Source organism: Kitasatospora sp. NPDC005748, from assembly GCF_040630735.1.
Taxonomy (GTDB): Bacteria; Actinomycetota; Actinomycetes; order Streptomycetales; family Streptomycetaceae; genus Kitasatospora.
This window is the reverse complement of sequence record NZ_JBEXYD010000070.1, coordinates 18,664-37,420: the sequence shown is the minus strand read 5'-3', so window position 1 is coordinate 37,420 and position 18,757 is coordinate 18,664. Positions and strand designations below refer to the sequence as shown.

Sequence of the window (18,757 nt, the reverse complement as noted above, 5' to 3'; positions counted from 1 at the left end):
GGTGGTGAACGAGACTGCTCCCCAGGCGTACAGGTCGACGGACTTCAATTTGACCCGCGCGTCGAGACCACTTTCGCTCTGCGCGCCGAGGGCGATGTCGTCACCGTCGGCCGACACCGCCGCATGGCCGGAGAGCTGGTACGTGCCCTGCGGCACCACGACGATGGTTTGTTCCACACGTGACGCCTGCGACGTCAGGCGCACGGCATGCTGACCGGCATGCGGGTGGGCGGAGACGACGGAAGCGCCGGCCGTGGCGCGCCAGGGCGATGCACCTGCTGCCTCGAAGTCGGGATCGACGAGCAGCTGCTCCGTCGAAGGGGGCGGAGCCGCGCTGCTGCGCGAAGCCTTCGGAGTGGACGGCGAGGGCGAGGGAGCGGGAGGCGTAGGAGCGGGCGTAGCCGTACTCGTCGTCGGCGCGGGGGTGCCGTCCCGGCTCGGGGCGGACGGCCGTCCGAGTTGGGGCTGCTGGTCCCCCGCCGGCCCGCGGTGGCCGGGCAGGATGGCGACGAGCAGGGCGGCGGTGGTCAGTACGCCGACACCGCCGACCGTTGCCGCAGCCCATTTGCCGGTGAGGGCAGTGGCTTTGAGGGCTTTGGCGGGAAGCAGCGCCTGGGTGGTGTCCGTGAACAGGTGGGAGGCGCCGGGAGGGGTGAGTGCGATCGGCAGCATCGCGCCCAGGCGGGAGTTGATGCCCCGGAGTTGCGCGAGGGCGCTGCGGCAGTGGGCGCATTCGGCCAAGTGACGCCGGAGTGCCCCGTGGGGCCGGGAGGATCTGCGTGCGGTCTCGCCCAGTTGGCCTCCGTAGTGGACGCATTCGCTGTCTTCCCGCCGGCGCACGTGGGCCTGGAGGTAGGCCTTGCGAAGTCCCTCCACGGCGCGGTCCAGGAGTGAGGAGACGCCGGAGGGCGCGATCCCGAGGAGGGTGGCGACCTGGCCGGCCGGCACCTCGTCGACCAGGCGCAGCCAGAGGACGGACTGCCATCGGTCGGGGAGGGAGCGGAAGCTGTGGGCCACGAGGCTGTGCTCCTCTTGCCGCAGGACGATGCCCGCCGGGTCGCCGTCGGCGTCCGTGGCGGGGGAGTCGGGCGAGGGCCGGTGCCACTGCTCCAGTGCTTCGGCGTCCTGCAGGTGGATCCGCCGCTCCGTGCGTCCCCAGGCGAACGCCGCGTTCTGGACCGCGCCCAGGAGGTACGGGCGCCACGATTCGTCCGGGCCCCTGCCGGCGTCGACGGCGCGCACCGTATTGACGAAGGCCTCCGCCGCCAGGTCCTGCGCGGTGTGGGCGTCGCGGGTGAAGGTGCGCGCGTACCGGAGCGTCCCCGCGTGGTGGCGGTCGTAGAGGGTCTCTATGGCCGCTGCTCTGGCGGTGCCGGTGGAGTACGGATCGTCCCGTATGAGCGCGGTGAGCCGGCTGTCCGACCGGTTGTCGCCGGTGTCGGTCGTGGTGGGGGTGGAGGTCGTCATGGCTGTGCCCTGTCTGGGTGCGTCGGCGTCGCGCCGCCGGGCCCGGCGCGGCGGGACCGTTCATAACGAATCGATCACGCACCGGGACCATCGGGGGGGAGGGGACTTCAGGAGGTGGAACCGCTCGCCTGTGGCTACGGCGGGAGCCTAGCCGGACATCGCGGCCCATGACAGAAATGGCCTGAAATCATGTTAAATCACTTCAATCGCGCCCGTATGGGCGGCTCGCGCCGGCCGACGGGCGAGGGGCGGCTGCCCGCGGGGCACCGGAGCCATCGACCGCGACTGCCTCCCAGGCCGTCACGAAGTGAGGCGACGTCGGATCGGCCCATACCAGGAAAGGGGCCGGTTGTCGCTTGCGATGCCGGTCCGAGCCAGCAAGGAGCACTCCTCATGACACCCCTCCCCTCCCGTACGCATGCCGTCGCGTCCCCGTCGGCCGGACCTGCTCTTCCGCCGCGCAGGACGTCCCGCGCGGCGGCCCCGCTGCTTGCCGCGGCCGGAGCCCTGACGCTGTCCGCCACCACTGTTCTCACCCCTGCCACGGCGGCCGAGCCGACCGCCTCGAAGGTCGACCGGCACGCCGTCGTCCTCGTCAACTTCCGCAACCTCGCCCTGGCCGACCCCCAGCGGGCGCATGACCAGGCCGTGCGCAACTTCTTCGGCCCGACCGAGTCACTGGCCTCGTACTACAAGGAGAACTCGGGCGGCCGGATGACTGTCGTGCCCGCCAAGGGCGACGGGGTGTTCGGGCCCTTCACCCTCGACATGGACGACTCCTCCGCGTGCGACACGGGGAAGATGGCTGAACTCGCCCGCAAGACGATCCCGGACGTGGACTACGACCACGTTTCGATCGTCATGCACTCGAACCACTGCGGCGGCTGGTGGGGTCTGGCCGGCATGCCCGGGATCGTGAGCTGGTTCCACGAGGGAGCCGTCGCCGACAAGGCCGCCATCGTCCACGAGATCGGGCACAACCTCGGGTTCGCCCACCAGCAGCGGCAGACGTGCACGGCCGGCAGTTTCACCGCCTGCGCCGACGACGGATACAGCAATCGCACCCCCATGGGCGGAGGCGGGGAGAAGAAGGGACTGACCGCGCCCGAACTCCTGTCCCAGAAGTGGTTGACCGCCCAGCAGGTCACGACGCCTGCCGCGACTGCCGACGTGCGCCTCACCCCGCTGCACGCCGCCGGGACCGCCGGTGTGCGTGCGATCGACCTGCCGTTGGGTTCCGGTGGCGACCGGCTCGTCATCGAGTACCGCACACCCGACACCGCCACCCCGGACATCGACATTGCCCAGGGCGTGAACGTCTACCGCGTACCTGGGGGCCGCTACAACCAGGCCGTCCTGATCAGCAACGCCGGACACGAGAACAAGGCGGTCGCCGGGTCGTTCGTCGCCGGCACTCCGATCTCCGACACGTCCGCCAACCTGTCCGTCGGCGTCTCCCAGGCGACCGCGGCCGGCGCCGAGGTCCGTGTCCAATTCGACTTCGACCCCAAGCCGGCGTCCCCGACTCCCGCCCCGGTCCCGACCGGGCCCGCCCCGGCCCCTGCCCAGAGCACCGGCCGGCCGAAGCCCGTGCCGACCCCGAGCACCCAGCAGGCGGATGACCGGACGGTGATCGGTTCCACCGTCGCCCCCGCCCCGGTCGCGCCCGGCGGCCGGGCAGAGGACAGCTCCCTGGCCGCCACCGGTGCGTCCGCCACCGTTCCCGCGGTGATCGGCGTGAGCCTCGTTGTCGCCGGAGCGACGGTGACTCTGCTCGTGGCCAGGGGCCGCTCCCGCCGACGCCGCGGCTGACCCCTGTTCGGCCCGGGCCACCGCTGCGCGCAACTGTGGCTCGGGCCGGTCCGGGGTCTCCCGGTGCACCGGCGCCGGGAGACCCCGGGCGTACGACCGCCGGGGCGTCGCGGTGGGCCGCTGCGGGGCGGTGGCCCTGCGGCACTACGCGCGGTCGGCGGGCCCCGTGGTGGACGCGATCGCCCGGTAGATGTGGGCGATTGCTCCCACCGGGGGCGGAGCCCGGGGCGGCCGGGCGTCCACGCCCGGCGCGGGGTGCTCCCGGGTGCGGTGGCCGCGCGGAGGGAGCGGGACGTCAGCCGTGAGTGCTGTCGAGGCCCTTCGCGCGCATGGCGGCGGCGGTCTGGTCCTCCACCCGCTTGAGGGCGGACTGCAAGGGCGAGTGTTCGGTGAGGGCCTTGGGGAACTCCGAACTCAGTGCCTTCGAGGTCTCGTTCATGACAGGCCCCCAGATCCAGTTGGTGGGCATCGACTGCGTCCGGAAGACATCGGCGATCACCTGGTTGCCGAAGTACGGCGAGGGCCGCCGCAGCGAGGGAAGACTGTCGGCCGTGACGGCCGCCGGGACGAGTCCGGCCTTGGCCACCAGGATCTCCAGGGAGTCGTGGTCGCTGCTGAGCCAGTGGGCGAACTCGATCGCCTGGTCCGGTGTCCGGCAGTTCTTGGTGACGGATGTCGCCGAGCCGCCTACGAAGCTTGCGGACCCGCCGCCCGCCTTCCAGCGTGGCAGGGGGGCGACGGCCCACTTCCCGGCGGCGCCCGGCGCCTTCTGTTCGAGGATGGACGCGAACCAGGCAGGTTCGGGAATCGCGGCGACGGTGCCGTTCTGGAGGTCCTGGAAGAACTCGTCACTGAATCCGGGATCCATCTTGGCCTGTCCCATGGCGATCAGGTTCTCCCAGTATTGCGTGACGGTGGCGGTACCCGGCTCCGCCATGTTGATCCGCCAGGACTGTGCCTTGACGTCGAACCAACTACCTCCGGCCTGCGCGGCGAGGCCGGTGAACCACCACGGATCGTCGGGGGTGAAGGCCGTCAGCCGGACACCGGGGGCCGTCCTCTGGATGCTGGCCGCGTCCCTGGCGAAGTCGTCCCAGGTCGCCTGAGGGCTCAGCCCGTACCGGGCGTATACGTCGGTGCGGTAGAAGAGAGCCATCGGGGCGACGTCGACCGGGATTCCGTAGATCTCGCCGCCGACAGTGGCCTGCTGCCAGGCCGCGTCACTGTAGTAGACACCCAGGCCGAGGACGTCCCGTCCGATGGGCCGAAGGACGTCGTCAACGGTGAAACTCGCCACGGACTCGTAGCCGATCTGTGCGAGGCAGGGCGCCGTTCCGGCCTTGGCGGCGGACAGGATCCTGTCGTAGCCTCCCTGGCTGCCCGGGGCGATCTTCTCGAAGGTGACGCGCACGCCGTGGTGGGTGGCGTTGAAACGGGCGACGGCTTCCTCGTATCCCGGTGCCCAGCCCCAGAAGGAGAGGGTGGTCGTGGCAGTGTTGCCGGCGCCGGTACCGCAGGCCGCCATGCCTGCGAGAAGGGCCAACGAGAAGATCAGGTGAAACAGGCGTCTGCGCACGGGGCCGGTCAAGGCAGTACTCCTTCGATGTCGTAGGGCCGGGTTGCTTCGTCGAAGAGCCCGGCGACAGTGGGTGGTGTGCTCTTCGCGCAAATCGGTCGGGTGGAGGCGAAGGGGCGAATCGGCTCGTGCTCGCCGTCAAGGCCGCGGTGGTGGTGGAGGCGGCCGGTGGTCGAAGCCGCAGCCGCGCAGTCCCGGACCCTGTGACGCCGCCGAACACACCTTCTTGCGGCGGCGGTTGAACCAGTATTCACCCGTCGCCGACACCTTCCCGTGAGGTCGAGGACCGAGGGTCCCGCAAACGAAGGAACAGGCCTGCGAATGCAGATCGAAGGTTGCCGAAGCAAGCACGGAAGGACGACGGGATTCTCGGCCCGAATGGGATTGGCAGGCGGAGGTCAACGTGGTCGAGCGCGCGGCCGGGCGACCGTTCCGGGCTGTCCGCCGACTCGTTGTCGAGGCGTTGCCCGTCCCACCGTCGAACGTCTGGAAGCCAGGGCCCGGCGACCTCTTGAGGGGCGAAACACTCTTCCCCGACTCGTGGGGCGCCTCGTTGTCCGTCGCCGGGGCCTGGGCCAGGCTCGACGGACAGACCCGGGCGAAGGTCCGCCTCTCGTCTCGCGGGAGGCGGGCCACCATGATCACCGCCGTGATGCGATCTGCGATAGCCGGGTTGGCCGCGGCTCCCTCTTCGCCTGGCCCGCAGTGCCGGTCAGCGCGCCCCTCGCGTTCGGGTGGACGGCTTCCACCGGACCGCTTCGTCACCCCCTCGCGTGTTGCCGGTTGTCTCCGGCCGAACGGGGTGCGGGGCTCGGCGCAGGAGTGCGCCGGGCCCCGCTGGTGGGGTGTGGGTCAGGTCCGTCCTTGTGGGCGGAGGGTCAGTTGATGGTCCAGCGCTGCTGGGCGGAGCCGGTGTCGGTCTGCTGGGTGATGGCGGCGCCGTCGGAGGTGGAGGCGGTGGTCAGGGAGAGTCCGCTGCTCTTGGAGGTGATCTTGTAACCGCCGGTGGCGGGGGTGGCCACCCAGCGCTGGTTGTTGCCGCCGCTGCAGGTCCACTGGATGATCTGCGCGCCGGCGGAGGTGGAGCCGCCGCTGACGTCCATGCAGAGGCCGGAGAGGCCGTTGACGATCTGGTAGCTGCCGTCCGCCTGCTGGGTGAAGATCCAGTCCTGGTTGCTGCCCCCGTTGGCGCTCCAGGTGACCAGCGGGGTGCCCTGGTTGAGCGAGTGGTCGGGGTCGTCGAGGGCCTTGCCTCCGGTGACCAAGGTGTGCGTTCCGTTGAGCGCCGTGGTGACGGCCCAGGTGAAGGACGTCGAGCCGGTGGCGGTGCCGGAGGTGGCGGTGACGGTGACGGTCGAGGATCCGGCGGTGGTCGGGGTGCCGGTGATCAGGCCCGAGGGGCTGATCGACAGGCCGGAGGGCAGGCCCGTGGCGGAGAAGGTGAGGGCCTTGCCGGCGGTGTCGTTGGCGGTGAGCTGCAGCGAGACGGCCGTGTTGACGTTCCCGGTCTGGTTGCCGGGGCCGGTGACCGTGACGGCCTCGGAGGCCGAGCCGGTCTGGGTGAGGGTGAGGGTCTGCTCGCTCGCCGTGCGGGAGCCGCCGACGGAGTTGCCGGTGGTGTTGGTCCAGCTACGGGTGGGCGTGGTCTCGGTGAGCCGGCCGGCGGTCCCGGAGAGGCCGATCACCAGGCCGCTGTAGCGGTTGACGAGGCGGAAGGTCCCGGTGGGGGTGTTGCTGGTGGAGGTGCCGGGGATGACCCACCACTGCTGGCCGACGGACGGGCCGCCCGCTCCGGTGGCGGTGACGGTCGGCCGGGCGCCCCAGGCGCGGCCCGCGGTGGCGGTGGAGTCGACGCCGAGCAGCTGTCCGGTGGAGGAGTTGACGATCCGGTAGGACCCGTCACCGTTTCCGGCGAAGCTCCACGACTCCAGGGCGGACCCGGTGGCGGTGGTCAGCGAGGTGGTGGCGGAACTGCCCGAGACCTGGGCCAGGACGCGGCCGCCTCCGCTACTGATCCGGTAGGCCTTGGTCTCGTCGACCGGTGCGGCGGCGGTGGCGGAGGCGCCGAGGGTGATGTCGACGTACTCGCCGGAGTGGCCGCCGGAGCAGCCGAACGAGCAGTAGGACCGGAAGCTCTTGCCGACGATCGTGCTGTTGGTCTTGTTCGCGCCGTCGAGGAACCAGCGGTACCACGAGGCGGTGTGGTAGCTGCTCGTGTCGCCGAGCAGGAACCACTTCTGGGTGGAGAGGTCGTCGGTGGCGTAGAACTGCTGGGGCGCCGAACCGCTCTGGTCGACACCCTGGGGCTCGCCGATGTAGAGCTTCAGGTAGGCGTTGTAGGTGATGTCCATGACGAACAGCGGCGAGGTCGCGGGCATCTTGCCGGCGGCGATCTGCTGGGTGGCGGTGCCGGTGTTCGCCGGGTTGTACTCCTTGGCGACGGGCGTGTACCCGGTGGTGCTGCCGGAGCCGACCGGGACCATGTTGCTCTCCTGGCCGCCCACGCCGGGCTGGGTCCAGGCGCCGTTGTACCACTTCTGCCAGGAGCCGGGCGCCATCTTCGAGGAGATCGGGGCGCGTGCCACGTGCTCGTAGAAGGCCTTCCAGCCGCCGCTCTTGTCGACGATCCGCGAGCCGTAGTAGACGTAGAAGTAGCCCGACGCGGTGTCCACGAACAGGCGCTGGTCGCCGTCGCCGTACGAGTACGTCTGGTTGGGGAACGCGGAGGTGTCGCCCCGGGTGGTGCTGTACGGGGACGTGATCACGTGGCTCTTGATGTCCCAGGTCTTTCCTTGGTCCTTGGACACCGTGTAGTCGATCGCGTCGTAGTGCAGGCCGTCGCCGAAGGGCTGCGGGGTGAACTCGTTGTGCACCAGGCCGTACCAGTCGCCGGTGTCCGGGTCGACCCAGACCCCGGCGAGGTCGCAGTAGTTCTTCTGGGCGTAGTTGGAGCCGCTCGGCGCGTACGTCGCCTCCTGGCCGGTCGGGCTGTTGTTGCACCGCCAGGTGGTGTCGTTGTTCTTGTCGTTCGCGTTGGCGGGGTTCACCGCGTTGCTGACCGCGCTCGACTTGGTGGCGGTGTCGAAGTCCGTGCCGGTGTAGAAGTCCCAGTGCCGCCTCTCGGTGGCGCCGTACAGGGCGGCGGACTGCTGGAACCAGAAGGTGCCGTCCTTGTCGACGTACGGGGACGCCTGGGTGTCCGTCGGGTAGGCGTACGGGACGGGGGATCCGACGCCCACCGTGTACGTGGCGGCCGGCGGGGTCGCCGACGCCGGGTACGTGGCGGCACCGGACAGCGTCAGGACGGTGGCGGCGAACACGGCCGCCAGAGCTCTACGGGGAGGGGAGGACACGGGAACTCCTTCGGGGAAGGGCACTTCATGGGGGAAGGGATCGCGACCGGCGGCCTGGTGAGCCGCGGTACCGGCCGTCCGCAAGTCAGGGGGACGGATCGGCCGGAGCAGGCTCGCCCGAGGTGGAGGCGCTGAGCCGGTGTGTGATGGCTCTCGTGCCACCGACGCGCATCCCGTCGTACGCCGCCGCCACAGGCGGCCGCGCCGGTTGGCACTCCGAGGGACCGGATGGATGTGCCGATGTGGTCCGGCTGTCGTGCGCGCCGACCAGCGGGTGCCCGCAGGATGGTAGCGGCTTGTTTAAAGTTGCCTTTTGCGGGGTTCTTTGGAGCAACTTGAAGCAAACCGTGGCAGCAGTCGGGGTCGAAGTCAAGAGATGCTGCGCCGGGGTTTGGGCAGAAGCCCCGCAGTCATCGACGTGGTGAAGGCAACCAGGTCGGGCCCCGCCGGACGAACCGGAGATCGACCTCCGTCGTGCCCTCAACGACGACAAGTCTCGACCTGCGCAAGGCTGTTGGCGCTCGGATGGGGTGGTGGAGACAGTGTCCACAGAAGGTCTCCGCTACCGATGACGAGGGCCGGATGCCTTCTCTGCCCCGCGTCCCCCAGCAGACCCGTGCACGAGGATCGGACGGCCACCGGGCAGATAACGGCGGGATACCGGGTCGGTTTGCCCGTACGTGATTGGTAGGCGGAATGCCACGTGGCCGAGCGCACCGCGGGCCCGGCCACGTCGATGCGGCCGAGCGGGCCGAACCAGCGGCAGCTGTAAGCACGTCGGGTATGAACGAAACCGCTCCCACCCACGCGTACAGAAGCACGAACGCCAACTCGGCCCGTGCGTCGAGACTGCTGTCGCGATGACGCCCTCTGCTCCACGTATGACGCCTGCGCGGTGAGAAGCACGGCACGGCGGCCGGCATGCGCCTGGACAGCGACGACGGAAGCTTCGCGGTGACGCGCCAAGTGGACGGCCCCGGTGCCTCGAAGGCGGGATCCATGAGCACCTGACCTGTCGAGGAGGTGGAGCCGCGTTGGCCCGGGAGACGCCCGCGGTGGAGCCACCCGGCGAGGAGATCGGGAGGGGAGTGCCGGAGCAACTGTGCGGGGGGCGACACAGGGTTGCCCGGCCGGCTCGGGCGGACGTCCCTGCGATCCGGGGTTACAGGCCACCCGTCGGACCGTAAAGGGGCGGGTGGGAAGGCAATGACCAGGGCGGCGGCGGTCAGGACGCCGAGACCGCTGACCGCCGAGGAGTACCGGTCCCTGGCATTCGGAGCCGGGAGCGGCGGCGATGACAGCCGATCCCGGCCGGGGGAGCGAGGGTCGGCGCAGGACAGGACGACGCCGGCGCCGCTTCCCACGGGACGGCGCCCGTGGGCGAAGTCAGTGCGACCATGCGTGCTCGTCGGCGGGTTCGGGGCGGACGGGTACGTCGGAGGGGTCCTGGAAGATGCCTTCGAGTGCGAGGTGCGCGCCGCCCCGGGCGGCGTTGGACAGGCCCAGCGTCGAGGCGGTCACGAGGACCCGTCCGGGGGCGGGCGTGATCCTGCGGTCGTCGAGAGCGCGTTGTGCCGCGTTGACCAGGTAGCGGCCGAAGACGGCGAAGTAGCCGCCGAGGACGATTCTGGGCGGGTTGAGTACGTCGACCAGGATGCCGAGTCCCAGGGCCAGGTCGTCGGCGAGGGCGGCGAGGGCGGCGAGCGTGCGGGGCTCGCCCGCGTCGGCGCGGCCCAGCAGGTCGTCGAGCCGGTCGGCGAGGTCGACGGAGAGGTCGTGCACCCGGTCGGAGGGGGCCGCGGCGGCGTCGAGGAAGGCCTGCAGTCCGACGGCGACCTCCCAGCAGCCGGTCCGCCCGCAGGCGCAGGGCCGGTCGAGGCGGTCCAGCCGCATGTGGCCGATCTCCGAGCCGCGGATCAGTTTGCCGCCCGAGATGCTGGCCCCGCCCACCCCGATTCCGCCGGTGACGTAGACGAGTTCGCGGACGTCGGCGCTGGGGGCGGCCAGGTACTCGGCGAGGGCGCCGGACTCGGCGTCGTTCTCGACCAGGACGGGCGGTGCGTGCCGCCCGAGCCGGGCGCGCAGTTCGTGGACCGCCCGTACGTCGCGCCAGCCGAAGTTGGTGGCCACGGCGACCGTGCCGGAGGCTGTGTCCACCGAGCCCTGGGTGACGAGGGTGACCCCGATGGCGTGCATGCCGAGGTCGGCCACCGCGCTGAGGCAGTCGGCGACCTGGTCGGCGACCTCGCGCAGGGCGGCCTGCGGGGTGAGGGTGGGCACGTCCAGGGCGCGCCGGTCCTCGTGGACGACGGTGCCGCGCAGGTCGAGGGCGAGGACGGTGATGTGGTCGGGGCCGATCTCGGCGCCGACGCCGCAGATCCAGCGGCCGTCGAGCTCCACCATGCGGTGCGGTCGGCCGACCGCACCGGCCCGGTCGGGTGCTCCTTCGCGGACCAGGCCGCGCTCGATGAGGTCGGCCACCAGGACTGAGACGGTGGCCTTGGGCAGGCCGGTCGCGGCCGCGAGGTGGGTGCGGGACTGCGCACCGTTCTCGCGCAGGTGGCGCAGCATCACGCTGAGGTTGGTACGGCGTAGCGAGGCCTTGTCGGCGGCTTCCGGATAGCCTGCCAGGACGGCGCCCGCCCCGGTGGGACCAGTGGAGGCCGTGCCGGTACCACGGCGGCCGGTGGTGCCGTGCTGCTCTTGCCGCACGTGGACTCCTCGTTCCGGGGCCTGCCTGCAGGCCGGTGTCGTTCCAGGTCACGTTAGTTCATGCACCGCCTCAACTAACTTGGGGCCCCCGTCGCCTCCCCGAGTGTCGATCGGGTCACGAAGCATTTCGACCGGCGGTCGAGAATGCCACATGACTAGCCAACTGTCATGTTGGTTAGGCTAGTTGTTCCCTTTGGCCGGCGTGTGTGGTCGTTCGTTGCGTTTGAGGAACGGTCCATCGAACCCCTTGACAGGGTCCGTTTGCAATTAACACACTAGCGGAACTAAAAACCCGCAGCATTCGGCGGGTCCCCACACCACCGCGCCCGGGCCGCGCCCCGCGGTAGGCAGCAGAAGTGGACCTCCCATGAAGAACCGCGCGCTCAGAACCGTCACCCTCGCCGTGGCGATCGCCTCGCTGGCCGGCACCGCCGCCTGCGGCTCCGGCGGATCAGCTGGGTCCACAGACAAGGCGTCCGGTCCGGTGAAGATCGAGTTCTGGGGCTGGGCCCCGGGCTACGAGAAGTCGGTGGAGCTCTTCAACTCCACCCACCCCGACATCCAGGTCACCTACAGCAAGATCTCGCCCGGCTCCAAGGGCGGCTACACCAAGATGCTCAGCGCGGTGAAGGCCGGCAACGCCCCCTGTGTGGGCATGGTCGGCTTCGAGACCCTCCCCACCTTCGCCGCCGCGGGGGCGCTGCAGGACGCCACCGCCGCCGCCGCGCCCTACGCCAAGGAGTACGCGGCCTCGGCGTTCGCGCAGTCCGGGGTCGCCGGGCACACCTACGGCCTGCCCGTGGACATCGCCCCGATGGGCCTGATCTACCGCAAGGACCTGTTCGCCAAGTACGGGATCGCCGACGCGCCGAAGACCTGGGACGAGTACGCCGCCGACGCCGCGGTCATCCACGCCGCCGACCCGAACGCCTACATCGGCTATTTCGGCAACGACGCCTACAACTTCGCCGGCCTCGCCCAGCAGGCGGGCGCCAAATGGTTCGGCACCAGCGGCGAGAAGTGGACGGTCGACGTGAACGACCCCGCGACGAAGAAGGTCGCCGCCTTCTGGCAGGGCCTGATCGACAAGAAGCTGGTCAAGGTGGTGCCGAGCTTCGACACCGCCCTCTACAAGGGCATGGGCGAGGGCACCATCCTCTCCGACGTGAACGCGGTGTGGGACACCCCGATCCTCGCCGACAGCGTCAAGCAGACCTCCGGCACCTGGGCCGTCGCCCCGATGCCGGTCTGGGACACCGCCAAGCCCGCCTCCGGCAACGCCGGCGGCACCCCCAACGCCGTCCTCAAGGGCTGCGCCCACGTCAAGGAAGCCGTCGAGTTCTCGCACTGGTTCGGCACCGACCAGGCCAGCGTCACCAACCTGATCAAGGCCACCGGCATCTACCCCGCCGCGCTCACCGCCCTCGACAACCCGGCCCTGGCCGAGCCGGACCCGTTCTACGGCGGGCAGAAGATCTTCGACGTGTTCAAGGCGAGCGCCGCCCAGGTCGACCCCGGCTTCCAGTGGGGCCCGGTGATGACCAAGACCTCCGGCGCACTCGGTGACGGCCTCGGCAAGGCCGGCGCCGGCAGCACCACCCTGGAGGCGGCGCTGGCCGACGCCCAGGCCCAGACCGTGGCCGAGATGAAGACCCAGGGCATGGAAATCGGCTGAGCATGCACCCCGCACCCACCACCCCCGCCACCCCCGCGGCCCCGGTGCGCTCCCGCGAGGAGCGCACCGGGCCCGCCGGGGCCACCCCGCCGCCGCACCCCCCGCAGGGCCGCGCCGTCGACTGGCGCCGCTGGACCCCGCTGGGCTTCCTGCTCCCGTTCGGCACGCTGTTCCTGATCACCTTCATCGCGCCGATCTGCTACGCCCTGCACCAGAGCCTGTTCAAGCTGCACCGCTCCGGCCTCGGGCTCACGCCCCCGACCACGGTCTTCACCGGATTCTCCAACTACACCGACGCGCTGGCCGACGACGCGTTCACCTCCTCGGTCGTGCGGGTGCTGCTGATCGGCGCCGTCCAGGTGCCGCTGATGCTGGGCCTGGCCCTGCTGCTGGCGCTGCTGCTGGATGCGCGCCGCACGCCCGGCAAACGGTTCTTCCGGCTGGCGTTCTTCCTGCCGTACGCGATCCCGGGTGTGATCGGCGGCCTGATGTGGTCCTTCCTCTACCAGCCGGACGTCAGCCCGATCGCCGACGCGCTGGCCGGCATCGGCCTGCACGTCGACTTCACCTCGGACAGTTGGCTGCCGTGGTCGGTCGGCAACATCCTCACCTGGGGCTGGACCGGCTACAACATGATCGTCATCCACTCCGCCCTCAAGGCCATCCCGGGCGAGCTGACCGAGGCCGCCGCACTGGACGGCTGCACCGGCTGGCGCCTGGCCTGGCACGTCAAGATCCCGCTGGTGCGGCCGGCGCTGCTGATGACCACGGTGTTCTCGATCATCGGCACCGCCCAGCTCTACAACGAGCCGGTCGTCATGAAGGCCGTCGCCCCGAACCTCTCCAGCAGCTGGACGCCGATCATGGCCGCCCAGAACGAGGTCGCGGCGAACAACTACCACGCGGCGGCCACCCGGTCGGTGATCCTGGCACTGGTGATCTTCGTCCTCTCGTTCGGATTCATGCGGTTCGTCAACAAGCGCGGAGCGGCACTGTGAACAAGGCTTCGACGATCCCGGTGAAGCAAGCACCCGCCGGCCCGGCGCGCGCCACCCGTCCGGCCGGCCGTATCGGGGTGCTCGCCGTCCTGCTGCTCGCCGCCCTCTACTCCCTGCTGCCGGTGTGGTGGCTGGTCGTCTCCGCGACCAAGGACAGCAGCGACCTCTTCTCCAGCAACGGCTTCTGGTTCGCCGGCCGGATCGAGATCGTCCGGAACGTCTCCGACCTGCTCGGCGTCCAGGACGGCATCTACGGACGCTGGCTGCTCAACAGCCTGCTCTACGCGGTCGGCGGCGCCGTGGTCGCGACCCTGCTGTCCGCGATGGCTGGCTACGTGCTGGCGAAGTACGCCTTCCGCGGCCGCGAGGCGGTGTTCAACACCGTGCTCGGCGCGATCCTCGTCCCCGCCCCGCTGTTCGCCCTGCCGCTCTACCTGATGTTCTCCGCCACCCACCTGGTGAATACCTTCTGGGCGGTGTTCATCCCCAGCATCGTCAGCCCCTTCGGCGTCTACCTCTCCCGCATCTACGCGGCCGCCGCGGTGCCGGACGAACTGCTGGAGGCCGGTCGCATCGACGGCGCGGGCGAGTTCCGGATCTTCCGCTCGATCGCCCTGCGGGTCCTCCAGCCCTCACTGGTCACCATCTTCCTGTTCCAGTTCGTGACCATCTGGACCAACTACCTGCTGCCCTCCCTGATGCTCGCCAACGACCGCCTGCAGCCGGTCACCGTCGGCCTGGTCGCCTGGAAGGAACAGCGCGGCCAGACCGTCCCCTACAACCTGATCATCACCGGCGCGCTGCTCTCCGTGATCCCGATCGTGGTGATGTTCCTCCTGCTGCAGCGCTACTGGAAGGCCGGGCTCACCTCCGGCAGCGTCAAGTAGCTCACCACACAACCCCGAAGAGGCATGGCAACAGATGAGTGAGCTGCGGCTGACTACCCTGACCCTGCCGACCGCACCGGTCGGCCCGGTCAACCCCCTTCCCCCGCTGTTCGGCGGCGCCGACCTGCACCAGGTCGAGGACACCTCCCAGGCCGACGAGGAGATGCGCCACAACATCGGCTACGGCCGGGTCCCCTCCGTCATGCCGTACCTGATGCAGGACGGCTACACCCGCGAGCGCGCGCCGGCCGAACACCCGGTGGCGGTGCTGGAGAACGCGACGCTGCGGGCCACCTTCCTGCTCGGCGCCGGCGGCCGCCTGTGGTCGCTGGTCCACAAGCCGACCGGACGCGAACTGCTCTTCCGCAACCCGGTCTTCCAGCCCGCCAACCTCGCCCTTCGCGGGGCCTGGCTGGCCGGCGGCGTCGAGTGGAACATCGCCACCATCGGCCACACCCCCGCCACCTGCGAGCCGCTGCACGCCGCCCGCGTCACCCGTCCGGACGGCACCCCGGTGCTGCGGATGTGGGAGTACGAGCGGATCCGCGGCGTCATCTACCAGATCGACGCCCACCTGCCGGACGACTCTCAGGTCCTGCTCGTCCACGTCCGCATCAGCAACCCCCGCAACACCACCGTCCCGATGTACTGGTGGTCCAACATCGCCGTCCCTGAAGCCCCCGACGTCCGGGTGCTGGCCCCCGCGGACGCGGCCTGGCAGTTCTCCTACGACCGCCGGATCCGCCACGTCGCCCTGCCCGCCCCCGACGGCACCGACCTCAGCCGCACCACCCTCTCCCGGGACGCCGCCGACTACTTCTTCGACATCCCGGCCGGCCGACGCCGCTGGGTCACCGCCCTGGACGCCGATGGCCGGGGCCTGGTCCAGGCCTCCACCGAGCGCCTGCGGGGGCGCAAGCTCTTCCTCTGGGGACAGGGCGAGGGCGGCCGGCACTGGCAGGAGTGGCTCTCCGGGCCCGGCCACGCCTACCTGGAGATCCAGGCCGGACTTGCCCGCACGCAACTCGAACACCTCCCGATGCCCGCCGGCGCCCGCTGGTCCTGGGTCGAGGCGTACGGCCTGCTGGAGGCCGACCCCGCCGCCGTCCACGGCGACGACTGGACGGCCGCCCGCGACGCGGCCCGCCAGAGCCTGGACCGGCTCGTCCCGCAGAGCGTCCTGGACGCTGAACTCGAGGCCGCCACCAGCTGGGTGGACCAAGAACCGGACGAACTGCTGCAGGCCGGATCCGGCTGGGGCGCGCTCGAACAGCACCGTCGCACCAAGGCCGGCGAGGCGTCGCTGAGCACCCCCGGCGCGCCCTTCCCCGACAGCACCCTCGGCCCCGAGCAGACCCCCTGGCTCGAACTCCTCGACCACGGGCGGATCACCGCCGCCGATCCCGACCAGGCCCCCACCTCCCACCAGACGGATCCGGCCTGGGAGAAGCCGCTCGGCACCGCCGAGGGCTGGCTCGCCCAGCTGCACCTCGGCACCCTGCACGCCCACGCCGGTGACCTGGACCGCGCCCGCAAGGCCTGGCAGCACTCCGTCGAACTGCACCCCACCGCCTGGGCCTGGCGCAGCCTGGCCACCCTGGCCGCGCACACCGGCGACCTCGACGAGGCCGTCCACGCCTACGGGGAAGCACTCGAACTGGCGCCCGCCCTGCTACCGCTCGTGCTGGAGAGCGCCGGCGTCCTGCTCCGCGCCGGGTACCCGCAGGAGGTGCTGGAGCACATCGAAGCGCTGGACGCGGCTCAGCGCGCGACGGGCCGGGTCCGCTGGACGGAGGCCCGCGCCGCCCTCCGGGCCGGGGACGTGGAGCGCTGCGGACGTCTGCTGCGCGAGGGCATCGAGGTCGCCGACATCCGGGAGGGCGAGGGATCTCTGCACGAACTCTGGTTCGCCCACCGACGCGCGAGCGGCGACACCGGGCGCGGCCTCCCGCTCCCGCGCGCCTACGACTTCCGGATGCTCGTCGCGGACGCGGCCGGCTGACGCATCGTCCAGCCGTGTGTGCCCGGTCTGTGAACCTGTATGCATCGAGAACGACGCTGCCTCGAGCGCCCAGGCCGAGAACCGGGCCGGACGGCACCGCGATGTGCGCGATTACCTCACCGCCTCGCTGTCTCCGTCTCACGCCCCACCGACCGCCACGGCTGCGGCTCCTGCAGCTACCTGGTCGTCCAGGACGGCCAACGGCCGGTGCCGGTCCATAGCATCGGCGACCTGGCCGTGCTCCTCGGGCGCGGGCCCGAGCGCGGCCGCCCGGCCGGCCGGGACGTTTGGCTACGGGCCAGGCCGCCGCCAGCGGCGAGGAGGGAGCCCGACTTCTGGCAGCTGTGCATCCACACCTGATCCGTCGGTCGTCAACCTGCGGACGTGGAGACTCAGTTGATGGTGAGGGTGGCTACGCTGTCGATCCGGGAGACGGTCCCCAGTCCGAGCGTGCAGGCGATGACGTCGGCGGAGGGGCCGACGAGCTGGTAGACGACTGAGTCGCCGGCGAACAGGCCGGAGGTAACCGTTCCCGTCACCGTGGTTGTGATCGCGGCGGCGGCGAGAGTCACGGTCCGGGTGCCGGTGACGACGGACGTCGCGCCGTTGTCCCAGGTGAAGCTGATGGTGGTGGCGGCGGTGCTGAGCAGGGTGAGGCAGGAGTAAGACGGGATGAAGACCTGATGCACCGTCATGGGTGCCGAAGTGATGGCGGGCACACTCAGGGAGGTGCAGGTGTTCAGGTCCCGGGTTATGGTCACGATGGTGCTGGCCGGTGTGAGACCGAGCGGCGGCGAGTACGTCGAGGAGTCACTGCTTGGTACCGTGCAGAGGATGTCTCCCGTGACGGCCTGCGCCTGCGAGCCGGCCATGAGCGTTCCCGCGGCGAGTGCCAAGGCGCCCAGCAGGCCGATGACAGAGCTCGGCTTCATTGAGAAACCCCCTTTCTGAGGCTCCGATTCTCCTCGGCCGCAGTCAGCGGTGACCAGCGCCTTCTCGGCCATGACGCATTTCATGCGCCAGGGACGTCCCTTGGGTTGCTCCGGCCATATCCTGCACATCGCCTCCAATTCCAGGCGCGAATACCGTGCGGGGCGGCGCCAGATCTCAAGTCAAAAATGCCCCATAACTGGGTGGAACGGTCAATTCCGAAGGGTCATCCTCGGCGGATATGGAACACGCGGAGACAACGAGCACTCACCAGTGGCCGAAGCCTGCAGGTAGCCGACTGGCGGGCAAGCTCTGCTGACAGCGGTGCCGGGCCGCACCGAAATTCGTCAGAGCGCTCCGACCAGGGCGCGCGACTGCGCCGCGCTCGCACCGCCGGCACGCACACCCCCTTGCGTCCGGGCCCGCGCGGCGCAGCCTCGGGGCGGCCGGGCCCATACACGGCCCGGCCGCCCGCCCTCCCGGGTGGGCGCAGACCGCCCCACCCGTTTGCGGCTACTCCCAGCCGCGCAGCAGCTCCCACAGGGCCAGGAGCTTCGGTGCGAGGATCCGGCTGGCCGTCCGGCTGACGGTGCTGACGAGCGAGGCGCCGGTGGTGCTCCGCGGGTCCAGCCAGGCCGGCACGGTCCTGGTTTCTCGTGGGCGCCCGGCAGGGCCGGCCGCAACGGTGCGGGCCCGCCGGCCTACCGCGGCCGTTCGACGGGGCAGACCTCGGCCAGCAGGTCCAGCAGGTACGCCGCGACCTGCTCCGCACTCCCGGCCCGCACCCATGTGTAGAGGGCGGTGCGGCTCTGGGCGTCGAAGCGTTGCAGGACGTACCCGTCGACCAGGCCGCCGGCGCCCTCGCGCTCGCGGGCCAGCACCTGCTGGGCCCGCTCGGCCTCTTCGGCCAGGACCAGGGCCTCGATGTCCTCGCTATCCGGGCAGTTCCGGAACTGCTGCACCCACTGCGTCTGCACGCGGACCATTTTGGCCCCTCACCCCCGCCCGGATCAGCCGATTCGCCACGCCGGGCCGGGCCTTGTCGTTGTCGAGGTGGATGTTGGCGACCGTGAGGCGGCTGATGGTGGCGATCTGCTGGGCGTAGAGGACCAGCAGCAGGCCGGCGACTCCGCCCTGCCCGAGCCGCCGGTGCTGCGCTTCGTCCAGGAGCAGGAGACCCGGCGCCCGGGCGAGAGCGGGCTCTTCCGCCGGCGGCACCTGGTCTTCACCGCCCACCTGCCCGACTGGCTCCACCACACGGTCGCCGCCGCCGAGCAGGACGACCCCGGCCGGGCATCGGTGGAGTGGATCCCGCTGCCGCGCGGTGGCCAGAACCACTGATCCA

At 70.7% G+C, this 18,757-nt stretch carries 13 protein-coding genes; 6 read left to right on the top strand and 7 right to left on the bottom strand.

Translation table 11 applies throughout. The features are described from left to right. Nucleotides 1–1,467, bottom strand: a 1,467-nt coding sequence (locus tag ABZ495_RS32015; protein WP_359839355.1) for a sigma-70 family RNA polymerase sigma factor, incomplete at its 3' end; no start/stop codon positions are given. Nucleotides 1,468–1,860: 393 nt separating this feature from the next. Here ABZ495_RS32015 and ABZ495_RS32010 point away from each other — a divergent pair. Continuing rightward, a complete protein-coding gene (locus ABZ495_RS32010) occupies nt 1,861–3,279 on the top strand; it encodes a hypothetical protein (protein ID WP_359839353.1) in 1,419 nt (472 codons plus the stop codon). Nucleotides 3,280–3,574: 295 nt separating this feature from the next. On the opposite strand, the gene ABZ495_RS32005 is transcribed toward ABZ495_RS32010, so the two are convergent. The 3 genes from ABZ495_RS32005 to ABZ495_RS31995 form a co-directional block, all read right to left on the bottom strand. Continuing rightward, on the bottom strand, nt 3,575–4,867 hold the full coding sequence (locus ABZ495_RS32005; protein ID WP_359839352.1) for an extracellular solute-binding protein: 1,293 nt from the start codon (nt 4,865–4,867) through the stop codon (nt 3,575–3,577). A gap of 866 nt (nt 4,868–5,733) precedes the next feature. Then, complete coding sequence (locus ABZ495_RS32000; protein ID WP_359839350.1) at nt 5,734–8,208, bottom strand: RICIN domain-containing protein; 2,475 nt, start codon at nt 8,206–8,208, stop codon at nt 5,734–5,736. Between the two features lie 1,386 nt (nt 8,209–9,594). After that, nucleotides 9,595–10,920 (bottom strand): ROK family transcriptional regulator, encoded by a 1,326-nt coding sequence (locus ABZ495_RS31995; RefSeq protein ID WP_359839348.1) that lies wholly within the window; start codon nt 10,918–10,920, stop codon nt 9,595–9,597. Nucleotides 10,921–11,287: 367 nt separating this feature from the next. Between ABZ495_RS31995 and ABZ495_RS31990 the strand changes: the two genes are divergently transcribed. The 4 genes from ABZ495_RS31990 to ABZ495_RS31975 are packed head-to-tail and all read left to right on the top strand — an operon-like array spanning nt 11,288 to nt 16,482. Beyond that, nucleotides 11,288–12,595 carry a sugar ABC transporter substrate-binding protein gene (locus ABZ495_RS31990; protein ID WP_359811027.1) on the top strand — a complete coding sequence of 436 codons (1,308 nt, stop codon included), beginning with the start codon at nt 11,288–11,290 and terminating at the stop codon, nt 12,593–12,595. Between the two features lie 2 nt (nt 12,596–12,597). Further along, a complete protein-coding gene (locus ABZ495_RS31985) occupies nt 12,598–13,593 on the top strand; it encodes a sugar ABC transporter permease (protein ID WP_359811030.1) in 996 nt (331 codons plus the stop codon). Nucleotides 13,594–13,613: 20 nt separating this feature from the next. Next, nucleotides 13,614–14,480 (top strand): carbohydrate ABC transporter permease, encoded by an 867-nt coding sequence (locus ABZ495_RS31980; protein ID WP_359811032.1) that lies wholly within the window; start codon nt 13,614–13,616, stop codon nt 14,478–14,480. A 34-nt stretch (nt 14,481–14,514) separates the two neighbouring features. Beyond that, nucleotides 14,515–16,482, top strand: coding sequence for a DUF5107 domain-containing protein (locus ABZ495_RS31975; protein ID WP_359839347.1), 1,968 nt, complete (start codon nt 14,515–14,517; stop codon nt 16,480–16,482). 392 nt (nt 16,483–16,874) lie between these two features. Here ABZ495_RS31975 and ABZ495_RS31970 read toward each other — a convergent pair whose 3' ends face one another. From ABZ495_RS31970 to ABZ495_RS31960, 3 genes are all read right to left on the bottom strand, one after another. Then, nucleotides 16,875–17,486 carry a hypothetical protein gene (locus ABZ495_RS31970; protein ID WP_359811038.1) on the bottom strand — a complete coding sequence of 204 codons (612 nt, stop codon included), beginning with the start codon at nt 17,484–17,486 and terminating at the stop codon, nt 16,875–16,877. A 439-nt stretch (nt 17,487–17,925) separates the two neighbouring features. Beyond that, nucleotides 17,926–18,054, bottom strand: a complete 129-nt coding sequence (locus ABZ495_RS31965) for a hypothetical protein (protein WP_359812280.1) — start codon at nt 18,052–18,054, stop codon at nt 17,926–17,928. Nucleotides 18,055–18,113: 59 nt separating this feature from the next. Then, complete coding sequence (locus ABZ495_RS31960) at nt 18,114–18,389, bottom strand: hypothetical protein (protein ID WP_359812283.1); 276 nt, start codon at nt 18,387–18,389, stop codon at nt 18,114–18,116. Between the two features lie 76 nt (nt 18,390–18,465). Here ABZ495_RS31960 and ABZ495_RS31955 point away from each other — a divergent pair, with 76 nt between their 5' ends. Beyond that, nucleotides 18,466–18,753 carry a hypothetical protein gene (locus ABZ495_RS31955; RefSeq protein WP_359812285.1) on the top strand — a complete coding sequence of 96 codons (288 nt, stop codon included), beginning with the start codon at nt 18,466–18,468 and terminating at the stop codon, nt 18,751–18,753. The last annotated feature ends 4 nt before the right edge of the window (nt 18,754–18,757 follow it).